This window comes from Cohnella herbarum (genome assembly GCF_012849095.1).
GTDB classification, from domain to species: Bacteria; Bacillota; Bacilli; order Paenibacillales; family Paenibacillaceae; genus Cohnella; species Cohnella herbarum.
Genome location: NZ_CP051680.1, coordinates 5710387 through 5726698 on the forward strand (window position 1 = coordinate 5710387; position 16312 = coordinate 5726698).

The 16312-nt window shown below is 45.2% G+C and carries 15 protein-coding genes; 7 read left to right on the forward strand and 8 right to left on the reverse strand.

Features of this window, described 5'->3' with window-relative positions:
- Positions 1–6 precede the first annotated feature (6 nt).
- The 4 genes from HH215_RS24350 to HH215_RS24365 are packed head-to-tail and all read left to right on the forward strand — an operon-like array spanning position 7 to position 3299.
- Positions 7–870, forward strand: coding sequence for a pentapeptide repeat-containing protein (locus HH215_RS24350; protein ID WP_169282250.1), 864 nt, complete (start codon positions 7–9; stop codon positions 868–870).
- Positions 871–884: 14 nt separating this feature from the next.
- Entirely contained in the window at positions 885–1754 is an 870-nt protein-coding gene (locus HH215_RS24355; RefSeq protein ID WP_169282251.1) for a pentapeptide repeat-containing protein, read from the forward strand.
- A 14-nt stretch (positions 1755–1768) separates the two neighbouring features.
- Positions 1769–2530: an ABC transporter ATP-binding protein gene (locus HH215_RS24360; RefSeq protein WP_169282252.1), complete on the forward strand. Its 762-nt coding sequence runs from the start codon at positions 1769–1771 to the stop codon at positions 2528–2530.
- Position 2531: 1 nt separating this feature from the next.
- On the forward strand, positions 2532–3299 hold the full coding sequence (locus HH215_RS24365) for an ABC transporter permease (RefSeq protein ID WP_169282253.1): 768 nt from the start codon (positions 2532–2534) through the stop codon (positions 3297–3299).
- 176 nt (positions 3300–3475) lie between these two features.
- Here the strand turns inward: HH215_RS24365 and HH215_RS24370 are convergent, their stop codons facing one another.
- Positions 3476–4177, reverse strand: coding sequence for a glycosyltransferase family 2 protein (locus HH215_RS24370; protein ID WP_254450206.1), 702 nt, complete (start codon positions 4175–4177; stop codon positions 3476–3478).
- A gap of 234 nt (positions 4178–4411) precedes the next feature.
- Here HH215_RS24370 and HH215_RS24375 point away from each other — a divergent pair, with 234 nt between their 5' ends.
- The 3 genes from HH215_RS24375 (at position 4412) to HH215_RS24385 (ending at position 8097) form a co-directional block, all read left to right on the forward strand.
- Complete coding sequence (locus HH215_RS24375; protein WP_169282254.1) at positions 4412–5047, forward strand: 2OG-Fe(II) oxygenase; 636 nt, start codon at positions 4412–4414, stop codon at positions 5045–5047.
- A gap of 104 nt (positions 5048–5151) precedes the next feature.
- Positions 5152–7332, forward strand: a complete 2181-nt coding sequence (gene katG / locus HH215_RS24380; protein ID WP_169282255.1) for a catalase/peroxidase HPI — start codon at positions 5152–5154, stop codon at positions 7330–7332.
- 132 nt (positions 7333–7464) lie between these two features.
- A complete protein-coding gene (locus HH215_RS24385; protein ID WP_169282256.1) occupies positions 7465–8097 on the forward strand; it encodes a GGDEF domain-containing protein in 633 nt (210 codons plus the stop codon).
- A gap of 13 nt (positions 8098–8110) precedes the next feature.
- Here HH215_RS24385 and HH215_RS24390 read toward each other — a convergent pair whose 3' ends face one another.
- The 7 genes from HH215_RS24390 to HH215_RS24415 all read right to left on the reverse strand — a co-directional run bounded on the left by HH215_RS24390 (position 8111) and on the right by HH215_RS24415 (position 16255).
- Positions 8111–9907, reverse strand: a complete 1797-nt coding sequence (locus tag HH215_RS24390; RefSeq protein ID WP_169282257.1) for an ABC transporter ATP-binding protein/permease — start codon at positions 9905–9907, stop codon at positions 8111–8113.
- Positions 9907–11706: an ABC transporter ATP-binding protein/permease gene (locus HH215_RS24395; protein ID WP_254450207.1), complete on the reverse strand. Its 1800-nt coding sequence runs from the start codon at positions 11704–11706 to the stop codon at positions 9907–9909. Before HH215_RS24395 ends, HH215_RS24390 begins: the two co-directional genes overlap by 1 nt.
- Positions 11657–11851, reverse strand: a complete 195-nt coding sequence (locus HH215_RS36530) for a hypothetical protein (protein WP_254450208.1) — start codon at positions 11849–11851, stop codon at positions 11657–11659. Before HH215_RS36530 ends, HH215_RS24395 begins: the two co-directional genes overlap by 50 nt.
- 186 nt (positions 11852–12037) lie before the next feature.
- Positions 12038–13384 (reverse strand): ABC transporter substrate-binding protein, encoded by a 1347-nt coding sequence (locus HH215_RS24400; protein WP_169282258.1) that lies wholly within the window; start codon positions 13382–13384, stop codon positions 12038–12040.
- Positions 13385–13393: 9 nt separating this feature from the next.
- A complete protein-coding gene (locus tag HH215_RS24405) occupies positions 13394–14500 on the reverse strand; it encodes an efflux RND transporter periplasmic adaptor subunit (RefSeq protein ID WP_169282259.1) in 1107 nt (368 codons plus the stop codon).
- Between the two features lie 10 nt (positions 14501–14510).
- Positions 14511–15374, reverse strand: coding sequence for a carbohydrate ABC transporter permease (locus HH215_RS24410; protein WP_169282260.1), 864 nt, complete (start codon positions 15372–15374; stop codon positions 14511–14513).
- A gap of 14 nt (positions 15375–15388) precedes the next feature.
- Positions 15389–16255, reverse strand: a complete 867-nt coding sequence (locus HH215_RS24415) for a carbohydrate ABC transporter permease (RefSeq protein WP_254450209.1) — start codon at positions 16253–16255, stop codon at positions 15389–15391.
- Positions 16256–16312: the final 57 nt, after the last annotated feature.

A 16312-nucleotide genomic window follows, 5' to 3' on the forward strand; every position in this document is an offset into this window, starting at 1 on the left:
GATGTAATGAACGAGAAATTGACCACCTATTTGAACGGTGTTTTCGCACCTTACGACGGAGTAAAAAGCGTCACCGAATTAAAGGCCGATCTGCTCTCCGATTTGCAGGAGCGGTATCGTGAACTCAAAGCCCAAGGCAAGGACGATCAAACCGCTTTTGAGATGACCATTGACAGCATCGGCGACATTGAGCAAACGGTGCAGGAGGTCGCTAACGTCTCCCGATCGCTGGAACGGCAGGTGGTGACAAACTTTAGCGGAAGCAATCTAGCTCAGAGCGATTTTGCAGGCGTTACTGCCCGTAAAGGACTGTTTAAGGGGAGCGCGCTTCACGGTTCAGACTTTTCGGGCGCGGATTTGACCGGCAGTTCGTTTAAGAGCAGCGACGTACGCGAAGCCAACTTTGACGGAGCGAATCTGACGGATTGCAGCCTGTCCGCGCTTGATCTCGCAAATGCAAGCTTCAATAAGACGATCCTTGTACGAACCGATTTCAGCAAGTCGTGGCTGGCCGGAGCCAAATTCATAGGCGTAAAACTAACCGACGTCAAGCTGAACCTGACCGACCTTAGTAAAACAATCTTTGAAAACTGTATCTTTGACGGAGTGGAGTTCAAATCTTCCAATCTGGGAGGGCTGTATTTGGACGGTCAAACCTTTATCGGCGTCAAGTTTGACAAGTCGGCATTAAACGAAGTTTCGTTTAAGGGCGCGACACTCAAGAACGTATCTTTTCCGACTTCTTCGTTGTCTAAAAAATATTTCCGTGTTATCAAAACCGTCTGCTTTGACGGTGCAATGATGGATAAGTTGACCTATGCTTCGCTAAAAGGCATGGATGCCGATGTGTCAAAAGTAACGGTTATCTAAGGAGAGTTGATAGGATGAATGAGAAAATAACCAACTATTTGAACGGCGTTTTCTCATCGTACGATGAGGTAAAAAGCGTCACCGAATTAAAGGCTGATCTGCACTCCGATTTGCAGGAGCGGTATCGTGAACTCAAAGCCGAAGGCAAGGACGATCAAACAGCCTTTGAGATGACCATTGACAGCATTGGCGACATTGAGCAAACGGTACAGGAGGTCGCTAACGTCTCCCGATCGCTGGAGCGGCAGGTGCGGATAAACCTGAGTGCGATCGATCTTCAAGGGAGTGACTTCGCGGACGTTACTTTACACAAAGGAGAATTCAAAGCGGCCGAGTTGCGCGGAGCCGACTTTGCCGGCGCCGAGTTGACCGGAACCTCGTTTGCAATCAGCAATGTGCGGGAAGCCAATTTTGACGGCGCAAATCTGACAGACTGCACCTTTTCCCTCACTGATCTTACGGATGCGAGCTTCCGCAAATCCGTCCTTGTACGTACCGACTTCAGCAAGTCGTCGCTGGATGGAACAAAATTTACGGACGTAAAACTGACCGACGTGAAGTTAAGCATGATCGACCTTAGACAAACAATTTTTGATCGTTGTATCTTTACCGGCGTCGATTTCAAATCTTCCGACCTGCGGGGAATGCGTTTTGACGGGTACACCTTCATAGGTGTCAAGTTTGACAAGTCTGCACTGAAAGACGCTTCGTTTAGTGGAGCGATACTCAAGAATGTGTCATTCCGACTACCTTTTTCTATGACGAACAAATCTTACCGTGATTTCCAAACCGTCTGCTTTGACGGCGCGACGATGGATAAGCTGACTTATGCGGCGCTTAAAGGCTTATGGGTCGTTGATTTGTCAAAAGTAACGGTTATCTAAGGGAGGGGAACAGTATGCAATCCAATTCCATTCAAGTTAAAGGACTGCGAAAATCCTACAAGCAGCTTCAAGTGCTAAAGGGCGTAGATTTCGAGGTGGCAAAGGGCAGTATTTTCGCCCTGCTGGGCTCCAACGGGGCGGGCAAAACGACGGTAGTCAAAATTCTCACCACGCTGCTCAAATCAGACAGCGGAACCGCGACCGTAAACGGGTTCGATGTCGCGGCGAAACCCGATCATGTGCGGCAGGCGATCAGTCTGACCGGACAATTCGCCGCCGTGGACGAAATATTGACCGGACGGGAAAATCTGATCATGATTGCCAAGCTGCGATACCTCAAAAATCCGCGTCAGGTCGCGGACGACTTGCTTACGCGCTTCGGCCTGATCGATGCCGCTGACCGTAGGGCTTCTACGTATTCGGGCGGGATGCGCCGCAGGCTCGACATCGCCTTAAGTCTTGTCGGTAATCCGCAGATCATTTTCCTCGACGAGCCGACTACCGGGCTTGACCCCGAGGCGCGGATCGAGGTTTGGAAGATCGTTAAGGCGCTTGCCAACGGCGGCACGACCGTACTGCTCACCACGCAGTATTTGGATGAAGCCGAGCAGCTTGCCGACCGAATCGCCATTTTGCACGAGGGTAGAATTATCGCCAACGGCACACTTGCGGATCTCAAAAAGCTGTTCCCGCCAGCAGAGGTGCAGTATGTCGAAAAACAGCCGACTTTAGAGGAAATCTTCCTCGCAATCATCGGCAAAAAGGAGGGCGCGTAATATGGAAGCGACAAAGAAACACTTTTTTAGCGATATGAGCGTTATGCTCGAACGTTCTATGCGCCATATTTTCCGCAGCATGGACACGATCGTCACGGTCTGCATCACTCCGATTGCGATGATGCTGCTGTTCGTCTATGTGTTCGGAGGCGCAATTCAAGCCGGAACGGATAGCTATGTGAATTATTTATTGCCGGGCATCCTGCTGATTGCGATTGCAAGCGGCATTGCTTACACGTCCTACCGCCTGTTTCTCGATGTGCAGAAGGGGATAATCGAGCGGTTTCACACGATGCCGATTTCACGTTCCACCATACTGTGGGGGCATGCGCTGACCTCGCTCGTATCCAACGCCATATCGGTAGTCGTCATCATTCTCGTAGCGTTAATTATGGGCTTTCGTTCGTCGGCGGGAATACTGCCATGGCTTGCGGTAGCCGGCATCCTCATGCTGTTTACGCTGGCGTTAACTTGGGTCGCGGTCATTGCCGGACTGTCCGCCAAATCGGTGGATGGCGCAAGCGCCTTTTCCTACCCGATTATCTTCCTGCCGTTTATCAGCTCGGCGTTCGTACCGACCGAGTCGATGCCGACTGTCGTTCGCGTCTTCGCCGAAAACCAGCCGGTGACCGCGATCGTGGAAGCCCTTCGTGCGCTGCTGTCAGATCAACCGGTGGGCAATGATATTTGGGTCGCTCTTGCGTGGTGCGTCGGGATTTTGCTCGTAGCCTATTTCTTCGCGATGAGGGTGTATAAAAAGCGGGTTTAAATCGTTAATTAAAGAGATTATAGAACAAATGCTCGATATATATCTGAACGTCATGTGAATCCACAACCGCGAGAGGTTGTGGATTTTTGCTATTTAAGATCCGAATTATTGCCCGAAATAACGTAGAGGAAGAGATTATGAAGTTTAATGCTACCAGCTCTTTCCGGCCGTTTCACTCAATATCTTCGCACGGCGAAACGGCGGAAATGCTTTGTCACGGCAACAGGACGGCTACCTATCAGGAAGCGACGATCGCCCACTTGCCATGTATGAGTGCGTTTATCTTTTCTACGAATATAGACGTAATTGTAGGGAGAGGTGGCGTAAATGGCATAACCTTTACGGGTACAATCTCGTAGAAATTTGACGTCTTCGCCCAGAGAGAGATTGGAGAAGCGTACATTTTTGAGGACTTTTTTCCGAAACAAGAGGGTCCCTCCTTGTACGAATCCAACGAATTTGTTCTTATATTGAGGAGATCGAATTAAAAGCTTGTTGCTTGCAACGAGATAGACCAAACATGCATGTTTGCCGATGACCTCGCTTCGCGTGCGCAGGAGCGCCTCGACTTGCTCCCTTAAATAGTAGGGCGAATAATAATCGTCGTGGTCGAATTTAGTAATGAGGGGATATTTGGCTCTGCAGATGCCGCAATTTAAGCATTGGCCCAACGAGTGTCGCTCAGGCACTTGATAGACGGTTACATTGGGATAGCTGGCGACTTTTTTTCGCCATTCCTTTAGATTGATGCTGTCCTTATTAATGATGATAATCAACTCTTTGCGCTTGTAGCGCTGAATGCGGTAATTGTTCAAGATGTTCATGATAAAATCGGGCTGATTCGTGCACGTGATAATGGACACGCCTGGTTTGGACAAGAGATTCCTCCTCCGATTGTTTGCTTCTCCGATTCCTTATTTTATGAAATTCAATGGATGCCATTTTGCTTGGGCTAATTCTGATGTGAGGAATTGATGATACGAAATTAAAGAAGATCAGGATTTCCGCGATAACAGGTGGAAGGTATTTCATATTCTACGAGGAATTATATAAATTAACCGAAAATGAAAATTCGATTACTTCTCAGTAGTCAATAACGAGGGATGCAATGGATGACGATTAGAGAGCAAACGATTGTAAATTCATCTGGAAACAAGATTGTTACAGCGGATAAAGTGATTACGATCGTCGGTAAAATAGAAGAACCGCTTATTATGATATTGGAAAACGTATTGAGCTCTTCGGAATGCGACACTCTGATCGATCTGGCTAAAGACAGGATGCAGCGAGCCAAAATCGGCAAATCTCACCTCGTCAGCGATATTAGAACGAACAGCAGCATGTTCTTCGAGGAAAGCGAAAACGAATTGATTCATACAATCGAAACTAGAGTATCCAATCTGATGAATATACCGATTTCGCATGCGGAACCGCTGCAAATTTTACATTATAATGTCGGAGATCAGTATCAGTCTCATTTTGACTATTTTACTTCGGCGAATGTGGCCAACAATCGGATTAGCACGATGGTCATGTATCTAAACGATGTGGAAGAGGGCGGCGAAACGCATTTTCCTTCGCTTCGTTTTTCGGTAATGCCTAAAAAAGGCAGCGCCGTCTATTTTGAATATTTTTATAACGATAATCGTATAAATGAACTAACGTTGCATGCGGGACAACCCGTTGCGGTCGGGGAAAAATGGGTAGCCACCCAGTGGATGAGAAGACAAAGGCTTCGTTATTTGTAACGGACAAATAAATAAAAAGAAGCGGATTTTCACTGGAAATCAAATAAATAGTATATTAGAATAATTATTATTTGATATTTATTATATTCTAGGGAGAGATTCGAATGGATATGGTTGCTGCTAATGCTGGAAAGTGCCCGTTTTCGCATGGAAGTGCTGCAAGTCACAAATCCAGTGGTACGACGAATAGGAACTGGTGGCCAAATCAGTTGAATTTGAACATTCTCCATCAGCATGACCGTAAATCGAATCCGTTGGGCGAAGATTTTGATTATGCAGAAGAATTCGGCAAACTAGACTACCCAGCGCTTAAGCAAGACCTACACGATCTGATGACGAACAGTCAGGATTGGTGGCCGGCCGACTACGGACATTATGGTCCATTCTTTATACGTATGGCTTGGCACTCCGCAGGCACTTACCGTACGGCCGACGGCCGCGGAGGAGCCGGAACCGGCACGCAACGTTTTGCTCCCCTTAACAGCTGGCCTGATAACGGCAACCTTGATAAAGCTCGTCGACTACTATGGCCGATTAAGCAAAAATACGGAAACAAAATCTCTTGGGCAGACTTGTTCATTCTTACGGGTAATGTCGCTATCGAATCGATGGGCGGTAAAACATTCGGTTTCGGCGGCGGACGCGCGGACGTGTGGCACCCGGAAGAAGACATCTACTGGGGCGCGGAAACGGAATGGCTGGGAGATAAGCGTTATACGGGCGATCGCGAGCTTGAGAATCCGCTTGCCGCCGTTCAGATGGGTCTTATCTACGTGAATCCGGAAGGTCCGAACGGCAATCCGGATCCGCTTGCAAGCGCTCGCGATATCCGCGATACGTTCAAACGGATGGGCATGAACGATGAAGAGACCGTTGCCCTCGTAGCCGGCGGACATACATTCGGCAAAGCGCACGGTGCAGGCGATGCAGCGCTCGTGGGTGCCGAGCCGGAAGGCGCTTCCGTCGAAGGGCAAGGTTTAGGTTGGCTCAGCACGCATGGTTCGGGCAAAGGACGCGACACCATCACAAGCGGGATTGAAGGGGCTTGGACCGCCAATCCGACGCAGTGGGATAATGGATTTTTCGAAATTCTGTTCGGATACGAATGGACGCTTACGAAGAGCCCAGCAGGCGCGAATCAGTGGGCTCCGATAAATCCTGCCGCAGAGCATCTCGCGCCGGACGCGGAAGATGCATCGATTCGCGTTTCGACGATGATGACGACCGCGGATATGGCATTGCGCGTCGATCCGGCTTACGAGAAAATTTCCCGTCGATTCTATGAGAATCCGGAAGAGTTCGCGGACGTATTCGCTCGTGCTTGGTATAAGCTCACTCACCGGGATATGGGTCCTCGCGCAAGATATCTAGGCCCGGAAGTTCCCGAAGAAGTTCTGATCTGGCAAGATCCCGTACCGGCAGTTGGATATACGTTAACGGACGCGGAAATCGAAGATATTAAAACAAAGATTTTAGACTCCGGTCTTACGGTCAGCGAACTGGTCACTACGGCGTGGGCTTCGGCCAGCACCTTCCGTGGTTCCGACATGCGCGGCGGCGCGAACGGTGCCCGTATCCGGCTTGCACCGCAGAAATACTGGGAAGTGAATCAACCTGCACAGCTTGCCAAAGTGCTTACGATCTTGGAAGGCATTCAAAGCGACCTGGACGTCAAAGTCAGCCTCGCGGATTTAATCGTACTTGGCGGTAGCGCCGCCGTGGAAAAAGCCGCGCGCGATGCAGGCTTTAACGTAACCGTTCCTTTTGTTTCCGGACGCGGCGATGCAACGGAAGAGCAAACCGATGTAGAAAGCTTCGCGGTACTAGAACCGATCGCGGATGGTTTCCGCAATTATCAGCAGAAGCACTATAGCGTAAGCCCGGCAGAGCTTCTAGTAGACAAGGCGCAGCTGCTAAACCTGACTGCACCGGAAATGACAGTGCTTGTTGGCGGCATGCGCGTTCTAGGCACGAACTTCGGCGACACCAAACACGGGGTATTTACCGATCGCGTAGGCACGCTCACTAACGACTTCTTCGTTAACTTGCTCGATATGGGAGTAAAGTGGAACCCTGTAGGCAGAGATGTATTTGAAGGAAGCGATCGCAAGACCGGCGAAGTCGTTCGCACGGCGACCACGGTTGACCTCGTATTCGGTTCGAATTCCGTTCTGCGTGCGATTGCGGAAGTTTATGCGCAAGACGATCACAAAGAAAAGTTCGTACGCGACTTCATTGCCGCTTGGGTGAAAGTAATGAATGCGGATCGTTACGATCTTAATTAACGGCTCTTCGTCAAATCGGCGATCTCTCCCGGTATTCAATTCGGGAGGGGTCGCCGATTATTTTTTTGAAACGGTCCGATGGTCTTTTGTTATACTATAGGAAACCCACTGTACAGAGAGTGAAGATGTGTAGTGAACTATACGGGAAGAATCCTTATAACGACTATCATTATAGCGTTGATAGCGACTGCCAGGATTTATGGGTACCTCTATTACGATTATCCTCTCTTTAACTTGCCTTATTTCGGGATTGTTTCCGTAATGATCTGTTGGTGGTTGGGCAGCCAATACGACAAGGTTAAATTTTACTCCGAAAAAGATATCTTGACCTCAGTCCACAACAGGAGATTCGTCCTCCAAACCATTCCTAAACTTCTTGTGCGAATGGATAAAAGAAACGAAAAATTAAATTTGTTTCTGATCGACGTAGACGATTTCAAAAAGATTAACGATACCTACGGCCATGAAACGGGAGATAAGGTGCTTCGATATCTTTCAAACATCCTGGTTTCGAATACAACAAAAAAGGATATTGTTGCCCGTTGGGCGGGAGACGAGTTTCTGATCATTTCTCCTTCTTCAGTCGCAAAGAGTCCGGATGCGATCATAAAACGAATTAATGATGCGTTGAAGAAATTGTCCGAAGAGATAAATATTGAAGTCTCCGTCTCCATTGGAGCTGCAATCTACCCGAATGAGGCCGGAACATTGGATGCTTTGCTTCATGCTGCGGATTGTAAAATGTATGAAATGAAGTCATCCTAGAAAGCATATTCGATTACTTTCTCAACGCGGCGGCAGGCTCCGTACGGATTAGCTTGTAGCTGGCTAAGATGCTAATTAGAATAACAACAACGCCTGTGGAAATTATGGATAGTAAGATTTGTAATGGCGTAATGATAATGGCTACATCGAAGATCATACCGATTAAATAAGTACAGCCAACGAGGACAGCATTAAAGATAACCGACATTGCCGATAAAAGCAGATTTTCGCTGACAATTATTCTTCGTATAGTTCCTCGATTAAAACCCAAAGCGGACAGCAGCCCGATTTCCTTATATCTCGAATTTTGCAGCTTGATGAGCAATACCGTACTGATAGATAAACCAATAGCTAAAATTAAAATAGAAACAATTAGGAACAATCGGTTAAGACCTTTGAATGTGCTTTGCAAAGCTCCGACTTCTTTAGCCGAGGTTTTACTATCGATGTTATGGTCGGCAAGCATTTGACTGACTGCAACGATATCTTCAAAGTCTGTTACATCGTAACTAATGGAATAGCTTTTTTCTTTATCCGCATTTATATATATTTCCTTTTCAATATCGGAGCTTACAAAGAAATCATCGTAGCCTGCATTATAAATGCCGCTGATCGTAAGCATGTATTCTTTTTCGCCATATTCTAAGGCAAGTTCTTTACCAAGCAAGTTACGAATATCCTTTTCGAACTTTTTGGCAAGGCTCGGACTAAGCGCGATTTCCTGTTCGCCTGCTTTGGGCATAGTACCGTAAGACATACTTTCAGTAGCTTTTGGCTGAGGGTATTTTTCTGCCATAACCTCGGTTTTATCTCCCAGCCTTAGAGTAACATCCGTTATTTTGTATTGATTATAAACATTTTCGATTCGCTCATCGGAATTCAACAATTCATAAACGGTTCCGTCATCCTCGCCTTTGATATAGCCGTTGTTATAGGCGGTGTTTTTATCCTTAAAGTCCGAAATCGACTCCTCCATCCTATTCCCCGAAGATAAAGACAACATAAACGCAAGGATACCAATGGAAATGGCCAGACTGACAGCCATATAGCGTATGAGATGAACATTGAAGTTTTTAAGTCCTCGCTTGAACGCAGAACCTTTGACAGTCTTATTTAAGCTGAGTACAGGTTGATCGGTAAGATCTGTTCCAGCATCGATCCCTTTGGCAATCATTTTTCCGTTCTCGATATGGATGACTTCATCCGCAAAGCTGCAAATCTTCTGATCGTGAGTAATGACAACAACCAAACGGTCTTTTGAAATCTCTTTTAAGAGCCCCATCAGTTCGTTTGAGTTGCTCCGGTCTAGTGCTCCCGTCGGTTCATCGGCCAATACTATGCGAGGATTACGAATCAACGCTCTCGCAATTGCGGCTCTTTGCTTTTGACCGCCCGAAAGATTTTCGATTTTGGCATCCGTCTTTTGCGATAATCCCAGTTTATTTAACAGCTCTTTGGCATTTTTTCTATTTTCCTCTTCGATCGAAGGATTTAGCTCACATGCAAGCAAGATGTTTTCGAGTACGGTATATCCGCTGAGCAGATGGTAGTTTTGAAAGACAAATCCGATATGGTCTCTGCGATAGGCACACAGTTCATCGGCGTTCAGTTTGCCGATCGAAGTCCCCCAAACCGTAATGTCACCGCTGTATTGGCTGTCAAAGCCTGCAAGTAGATGAAGCAGAGTGCTTTTACCAGAGCCCGATGCACCAAGTAGGCATATAAGTCCTTTGCTGGGTAAAGTAAAGCTTGTATGATTAAGAATTAGGGTATCATCATATCTTTTGCTAAGGTTATGGATCTGAATCATTATCGGTCACCTGTCTTCAAGGCTGTGATTGTATGGGTCTTTAGGATGGCGATAGCTGTCGTAAAGTAAGCCGCGACGGCTGCTAAAGCAATCAACAGCGCCCCCGTTAATAACATCTTTGAATTAAGAATACTTGCGTTAAACAAGCCTTTGGTAGCTACATTGATAAGCGGCGATGCAACAAGCATTAACAGGATCGCGGTAATGGTTTCGGAGATCCTATCCGTCAAGTTAAGCAAGCTCAAATGAGCATTGTGAAAGCCGCTGACTTTATAAATCGCAAATTCTCTTCTTCTCATAAAACCTGTGATAAGGAAGACGGCAATCACCATAACGACAGCTAAAACGCCTATGATCACGCTAGAAGAGCCTGACTGTTCGGTTGTTTGCTTATTTAATCTAACGATATCCTCGACAAGCTCGAATCTTCCAAGAGGGACAATGCCATCCTCGTTAAGCTCGTCTTTAATCGAAATCATATCGGCAGGAGTCTTGGCACGGATAATAAAGTTGATGTTGTTATTTTTAATGTCTGCCTGCCGTCTCAGATCGTCAAGCGCGACCTTGCTGAAAAAGAAGGCATCATCGACGGAATACTCCTTCAATTCCCCTTGATAGTCATAATAGACGGTCGTATCTGCAACGCCGACTATGGTTGCGGTTATGGACGCGTCTTTTTTAACGGGCTCGCCGGTGTCCCAATTGTACATCGTGCTGCTAAAATCAATTTCTTTCCCTATAGCTTGCTCGTTCGATAGTCCCAATGTTTTAACGAAACCTTCCGGGACAACAACCTCGTTAACTTTGCCCATCGGCATTTTTCCCGCTAACAACTTGTTGATTGAAGGAGTACTGCCTGTGCTTTGTACTTGATATTGTTTGCCGCCAACCGTTAATTGGATATCATTAAACGCTTGTGAAAAAGCCGTAAAATCAACACGCTTATCGCCGATATATTGCTCATATAATCCGCCAATATCCTGCGTGACGTCAGCGTTCGGCTTTTCTTCCTGATTGCCGTCCGTTCCCCCCGCGCTCATAAAACTGCCAACGACGCTAATATCTTTGAGTCCTTCGCCATACGTATTAATCAGCTTGTCAAACTCGCCTTGACTGCTATCCCCGATTGTCCCGCTTACGGTTGTAAGACATAATACTCCAGCCACCATTAGAGCCAGGGTGGATACGATAAATCGCCCGAATTTACTTTTAACATTCGTTTTGGTGAGCGTACAAGCTTTTTTGATAGATAAGGAATGACTTTCATCGTATTTAGGATTTGCCGTTATCGTTACGATAGGTTGCGGTGATGCAATCAACTCTCCTTTATCCAAGCTTATTAGGTTTGATTTATTATCAATCAGATTGGTATCGTGGGTGACAACGATAACCGTCCTGTTTTTAGCGATAGCTTTCAGAATATCCATTGTTGTTTTCGCGGTTTTTTCGTCCAAGGCGCTTGTTGGCTCGTCAGCAATGATTACTCGCGGATTTTTCATAAGCTCTCTTGCGATGGCAACGCGCTGCTTTTGACCGCCGGAGAGATATTTCACTTTTTTGCGTGCGAGGTCAAATATTCCGAGGTCTTTTAAAATGGTTTCAGCGTTCTTTTGATTCCCATTGTTCTTTAGATACTGGGGTAACAACACATTGTCTAAGACCGATAAATCCTCGAGCAAATTAAAGTCCTGCCAAATAAATCCGAAAATATGGTTGTAATAATAGCTTTTTTCGTTGGGATTTAAATCTTTAATGCTCTTGCCGCAAAAATAAACTTCGCCATCGTAATCTTGTTCCATGCCGCTGACGATTTTCAGAAGAGTCGTTTTTTCCGCTGCCCGAAGCACCGACTATAAAATTTAATCCTTTCCCGATTGAAAAGGAAATATCGTTCAAAGCGATTTCGCCGTTATATTGTTTGGTCACGTTCTTGATTTCAAACATTTGTTTTGTTCCTCCTAAACTTGATGCAACCATCGTATAACAATCGATGTTAAATCCCTGTTAAGGAGCAAAGCTTCATTAGCGTAAGGTAATGATTCCAAACAAAAGGGCAACCCCAAAAAGGGTGCCCTTAAAATTCGCAAAATGGAATGTTACGTTTTAGATAGCTCTATTAGGACGTTCTATTTACTCGTTAATGTAAGTGTTGACTCGGTTTTGAATCAGCTTGCTAACATCTTCAACTGATTTCTGGCCGCTCATATAGGAATCAAATTCTTCAACCGCAATGGAAACGACCTTGAAATCACTAGATAAATTCGTACTCGCCCCCTCTATGAGCTTTTGCAATTCTTTAATCTTGCTTTCTACTGTATTAGCATCAACCTTCTGTCCAAGAAGTGTACCCGCTACTGCCTGCTGCTTGGCATCCTTGAGCTGTTTCTCCACAACTCCCTTATGCAATGCAAAGCCTCCTACCATTGGCGTAGATTGCATATCCTCGGAAAGCATGAACTTAATAAAATTCCAAGCTTCATCTTGAACTTTAGACTTGCTGTTCATGCCTAAAGTGAAATACGACTTAAATGGCGTTCCGTTATTTTGTCCATTTACAGTTGGCTTTTTATAAATATTAAACTTGGGATCAAGGACTTGAGCCAAGCCTGTTGTTGGATCTAGGAGGTTAGCATTGTTGAACAAGGATTCGGAATATTCGATAGGTTCGGCGCTGAGATCACCTTCATCATACATCGATTTGATTTGCTTCATCATATCTCGAAACAGGTCGGAATCGAAATTGGCTTGACCTTGATCAATGAGCTTATCATAATTAGACTCTATATACTCAGATAACAGTTGAGTTGGGAATAGATTACCAAATGTGGCATAATCCCCACTAACGTGTTCCTTAAACTTCTTTGAAATTGTTTTGAACTCATCCCATGTCCAGGTCTGATCATCGATTTTACTGTTAGCTTGTTTTAACAACTCTTTATTCCCAGTAAACGCGTCAAGGGCAAATGAGAATGGCATAGCATACAAACCATCTCCATTCTGGGAGTATTTAAAGATATTCTGATAGTACTGATTTCGATCAAATTTAGAGTCTTCATCCATTAGATCATAGAAATTAACCAGCATGTTCTTGGCAACATATTTGTCCTTCGGCAGTTCATTCATTACGATAATGTCTGCCCCTTTGCCAGACATCAACTGCGTGCTGACCGTTTGTACATATTTCTCGATATCGCCTTTTGTTAAGGGCTCAGTCGATGTATTTTCCTCCGTTTGAGGTGTCGCTTTATACTCTTTAACTTCAATGTGGATATCTGGACGGATTTTTTTATATTGCTTAATGGCTTCATCCAAATAAGGATTTGCCGACATCATTGAAATCTCAATCGTTGTGCCATCTTGACCTGAATGTTCATTAGATGACCCTCCTCCACCTGATCCCACGTTACTGCTAGAGCATCCCGATAATACGACTACCAATGCTAATAAGGCCAATGCCCATCTTCTCTTCAAATTCATTCATTCCCTTCAATAAATTCGGATTCGATTACCTTCCTGCAGGGGTTCACTTGATTCAATAATGATCTCATCCTGTGGACTTAACCCGCTCACTGCTACGACTTCATCCTCGGTTGAATCACCTGTTAAAATATAAGCTTTGCGTGCATTGAACGTATTGCCGAGTGAGCTTTTCTTCTCCTCAACGACATAGACGTAGCTTCCAGTTGCATCTTTATGAACCCATTTCTTTGGTAACGCAAAACCTTTTTCATTCGATTCCTTCTTTATATCTAGACTTACTTGTTCCCCGCCTTGAATTCCATCATCGGTGATGGAAACGACAACCTGATAACTGGATTCTTCGGTTGAATCTTCACTATTTTCTTTCGTTGCTACTACAATCTCTTGAATGGTACCGTTAACCAATCTATTATCTTTTACCAATCGAACGGAAACCTGAGACCCGATCTCGAATAATGCCGTATTCCCCGAATCGACAGCAAATAAAAATTCGAAGCCTTTGCCACTATCCATAAGTGTCAGTATTGCCCCGCCTTGTGAGGCATTCATGCTGATCTCTTCTGTAATCTTTGTAACTTTGCCATCAAAGGGGGCAGTCAGCGTTTGCTTGTCCGCCTTTTCTTTACGCAGCTTATTCAATTTTCTTTGCGCGATTTCAAGATCCATGTTATCCAGTTCAAAATCTCGCTTAGCTTTGTCAATGGCTTGCTCATCACCATCTCGAAGCGCAATCTTTAGGTTCTCCTTCAACACCTCCCGATTCATATTTTGCTTTTTCAGCGCCATTTCCTCTTGGTATAGCTGCTCATCCAGTTCAGAGCTGTCGAATGTCACGAGCTTCTGACCCTTCTTTACCTCATCATTCTCTTTAACATGAATCTTCAAAATTTTAGAGCCACTCTCATTCAGCAATTCCACCTGCTTTCGCGGCGTAAGGACTCCACTCCCGTTAACATGATGGACCAATGTTTTAGAAACAAGCTTCTCCGTAATCACTTTGGGCAGCATCATCGTTTCGAGTGTGCTACTAAAGAAAGTCAGGCCGGCCAATATCGCGAAGAACAATATAAACAAAACAGCCGTTAAACGTTGTCGCTTAGATATGCTTGTCATCTCATTCCCCCTATCCTTTAATTCCAGAAAGTTCTATGCCCTCAATAAAATACCGTTCCGCAAGAAGAAACAAGAGAATCATAGGCATCATATATAAGACCGCAGCAGCAAAGGATACCCCTAGTGCATCTTCCTGCAAGCGAGATAGGAAAATGGACAAGGGCTGTAAAGCGGCATCCTGTAGAAAGACCAGCGGCTGCTCCACCATATTCCAGTAATCTGCAAACAGCAGAACAACCAGCGCTGCCATGCCAGGTTTCACCATAGGCAGGACGATCGTGACAAAGGAACGGAAATAGCCCGCCCCGTCCATTTTCGCAGCTTCCATATAAGCATTTGGAATCTGGAGCATAAATTGTCTGAGCAGGAACACGCCAAACGCTGCAAATATTCCTGGTAAAATAATGGAACTCGGGCTATTAATAAGCCCCAATCGATCAGACATGATGTAATTCGGCACAAGTGTGACCTGAAACGGCATGAGCATAGTGATCAGATACACAATAAATAATGACTCTCTGCCAGGAAAACGCAGCTTCGCAAATGCAAATGCCGCTAATGTTGCCACCACGACCTGACCTATAATAATTGGAACCACCATAAATACAGAATTCCAAAACATACGAAGAAATTGCGAGGTTGAAATAAGTACCTTGAAAAATTGCTCGAACGAAACCCAATCTGGAATCAGCTTCAAATTCGCAAAATCATTTACCTGCGTACTCCCCAACATGCCGTAATTCAGCATAATTTCCTTCTCCGTCATCACGGAGCTTACAATTGTCAGTACAACAGGAAACAGCATAACAAGTGCGATTACGGTTAAGAAGATCGTGAGTAGCAGTGTTCTTACCTGTATCTGTTTCTTGTTCATCTATAGACCTCCCCTTACTCCATAAATGAACGGAACTTTCGTTCAACGCTGAAGAGCATCAGTACAATAACTAAAATGCAGAGCACCATCAAGCATGCTGCAGCCGACAGCTTCTGAATATCGAGCGATAAGAACATATTGTTCATATAGTGCTGGAGCATATAGATGCTGTCATGTGGATAGTCACCCGCAACCAAATAGATTTCCCGAAATACCTTGAATGAGTTCAGAATCGACATCAGCATAACTAAAAATCCGGTCGGTATTAAATAAATCAAGGTGATCTGCAGCTTACGAGCCCAGCTTGCTCCTTCCAGGTTTGCTATCTCGTAATATTGATCAGGGATATTTTGCAAACCGGCCAAGAATAGAATCACGTTATAGCCAATGTTTTTCCATACATAGATAACGATAATGACTCCTTGCGCCCACTCTGATTTCATCCAATCGATCCGATCGATTCCAAGCCACTCCAATACATGATTAAAAAAACCATTCCAATCGAATAGGATCTGCCATACGAGGACGATCGAAGCTACTGGAACAACCAGTGGTAGTACATAAGAGGTGCGCAGCCAGTTTCGAAAGAAGACTCGTTTGTTAAGCATCACGGCAAGGGCAAGTGACAATACAATTAGAATGGGAACGCCAATAATAGTAAACCAGAACGTATTCCCCATTGCCTTTTGAAAGGATGAACTGGCTAATAGGCTCTCATAATTGGCAAGCGACAACCCTGCCTCTCCGCTTGGATTCTCAAAAGAAAAAATAATACTTTGACCAAACGGAATTAAATAAAATAGAGCAAAACCAATTAAGCTCGGAGCAAGGAAGCAGAGAGCCACAAGAATCTCCTTGCGAGCCAAAATTGATAATCTCACAGCATCACCATCCATTTCCTAAACAAGATGCAACCATCGTATAACAAACGATGTTAA

What these genes read in the sequence shown, in the direction of transcription:
- HH215_RS24400 (WP_169282258.1), bottom strand. Translation starts at nt 13,384, where the DNA reads ATGAATTTGAAGAGAAGATGGGCATTGGCCTTATTAGCATTGGTAGTC.
- HH215_RS24390 (WP_169282257.1), bottom strand. Translation starts at nt 9,907, where the DNA reads ATGATTCAGATCCATAACCTTAGCAAAAGATATGATGATACCCTAATT.
- HH215_RS24395 (WP_254450207.1), bottom strand. Translation starts at nt 11,706, where the DNA reads ATGGAACAAGATTACGATGGCGAAGTTTATTTTTGCGGCAAGAGCATT.
- HH215_RS24410 (WP_169282260.1), bottom strand. Translation starts at nt 15,374, where the DNA reads ATGAACAAGAAACAGATACAGGTAAGAACACTGCTACTCACGATCTTC.
- HH215_RS36530 (WP_254450208.1), bottom strand. Translation starts at nt 11,851, where the DNA reads ATGTTTGAAATCAAGAACGTGACCAAACAATATAACGGCGAAATCGCT.
- HH215_RS24405 (WP_169282259.1), bottom strand. Translation starts at nt 14,500, where the DNA reads ATGACAAGCATATCTAAGCGACAACGTTTAACGGCTGTTTTGTTTATA.
- HH215_RS24360 (WP_169282252.1), top strand. Translation starts at nt 1,769, where the DNA reads ATGCAATCCAATTCCATTCAAGTTAAAGGACTGCGAAAATCCTACAAG.
- katG (WP_169282255.1), top strand. Translation starts at nt 5,152, where the DNA reads ATGGATATGGTTGCTGCTAATGCTGGAAAGTGCCCGTTTTCGCATGGA.
- HH215_RS24375 (WP_169282254.1), top strand. Translation starts at nt 4,412, where the DNA reads ATGACGATTAGAGAGCAAACGATTGTAAATTCATCTGGAAACAAGATT.
- HH215_RS24355 (WP_169282251.1), top strand. Translation starts at nt 885, where the DNA reads ATGAATGAGAAAATAACCAACTATTTGAACGGCGTTTTCTCATCGTAC.
- HH215_RS24365 (WP_169282253.1), top strand. Translation starts at nt 2,532, where the DNA reads ATGGAAGCGACAAAGAAACACTTTTTTAGCGATATGAGCGTTATGCTC.
- HH215_RS24350 (WP_169282250.1), top strand. Translation starts at nt 7, where the DNA reads ATGAACGAGAAATTGACCACCTATTTGAACGGTGTTTTCGCACCTTAC.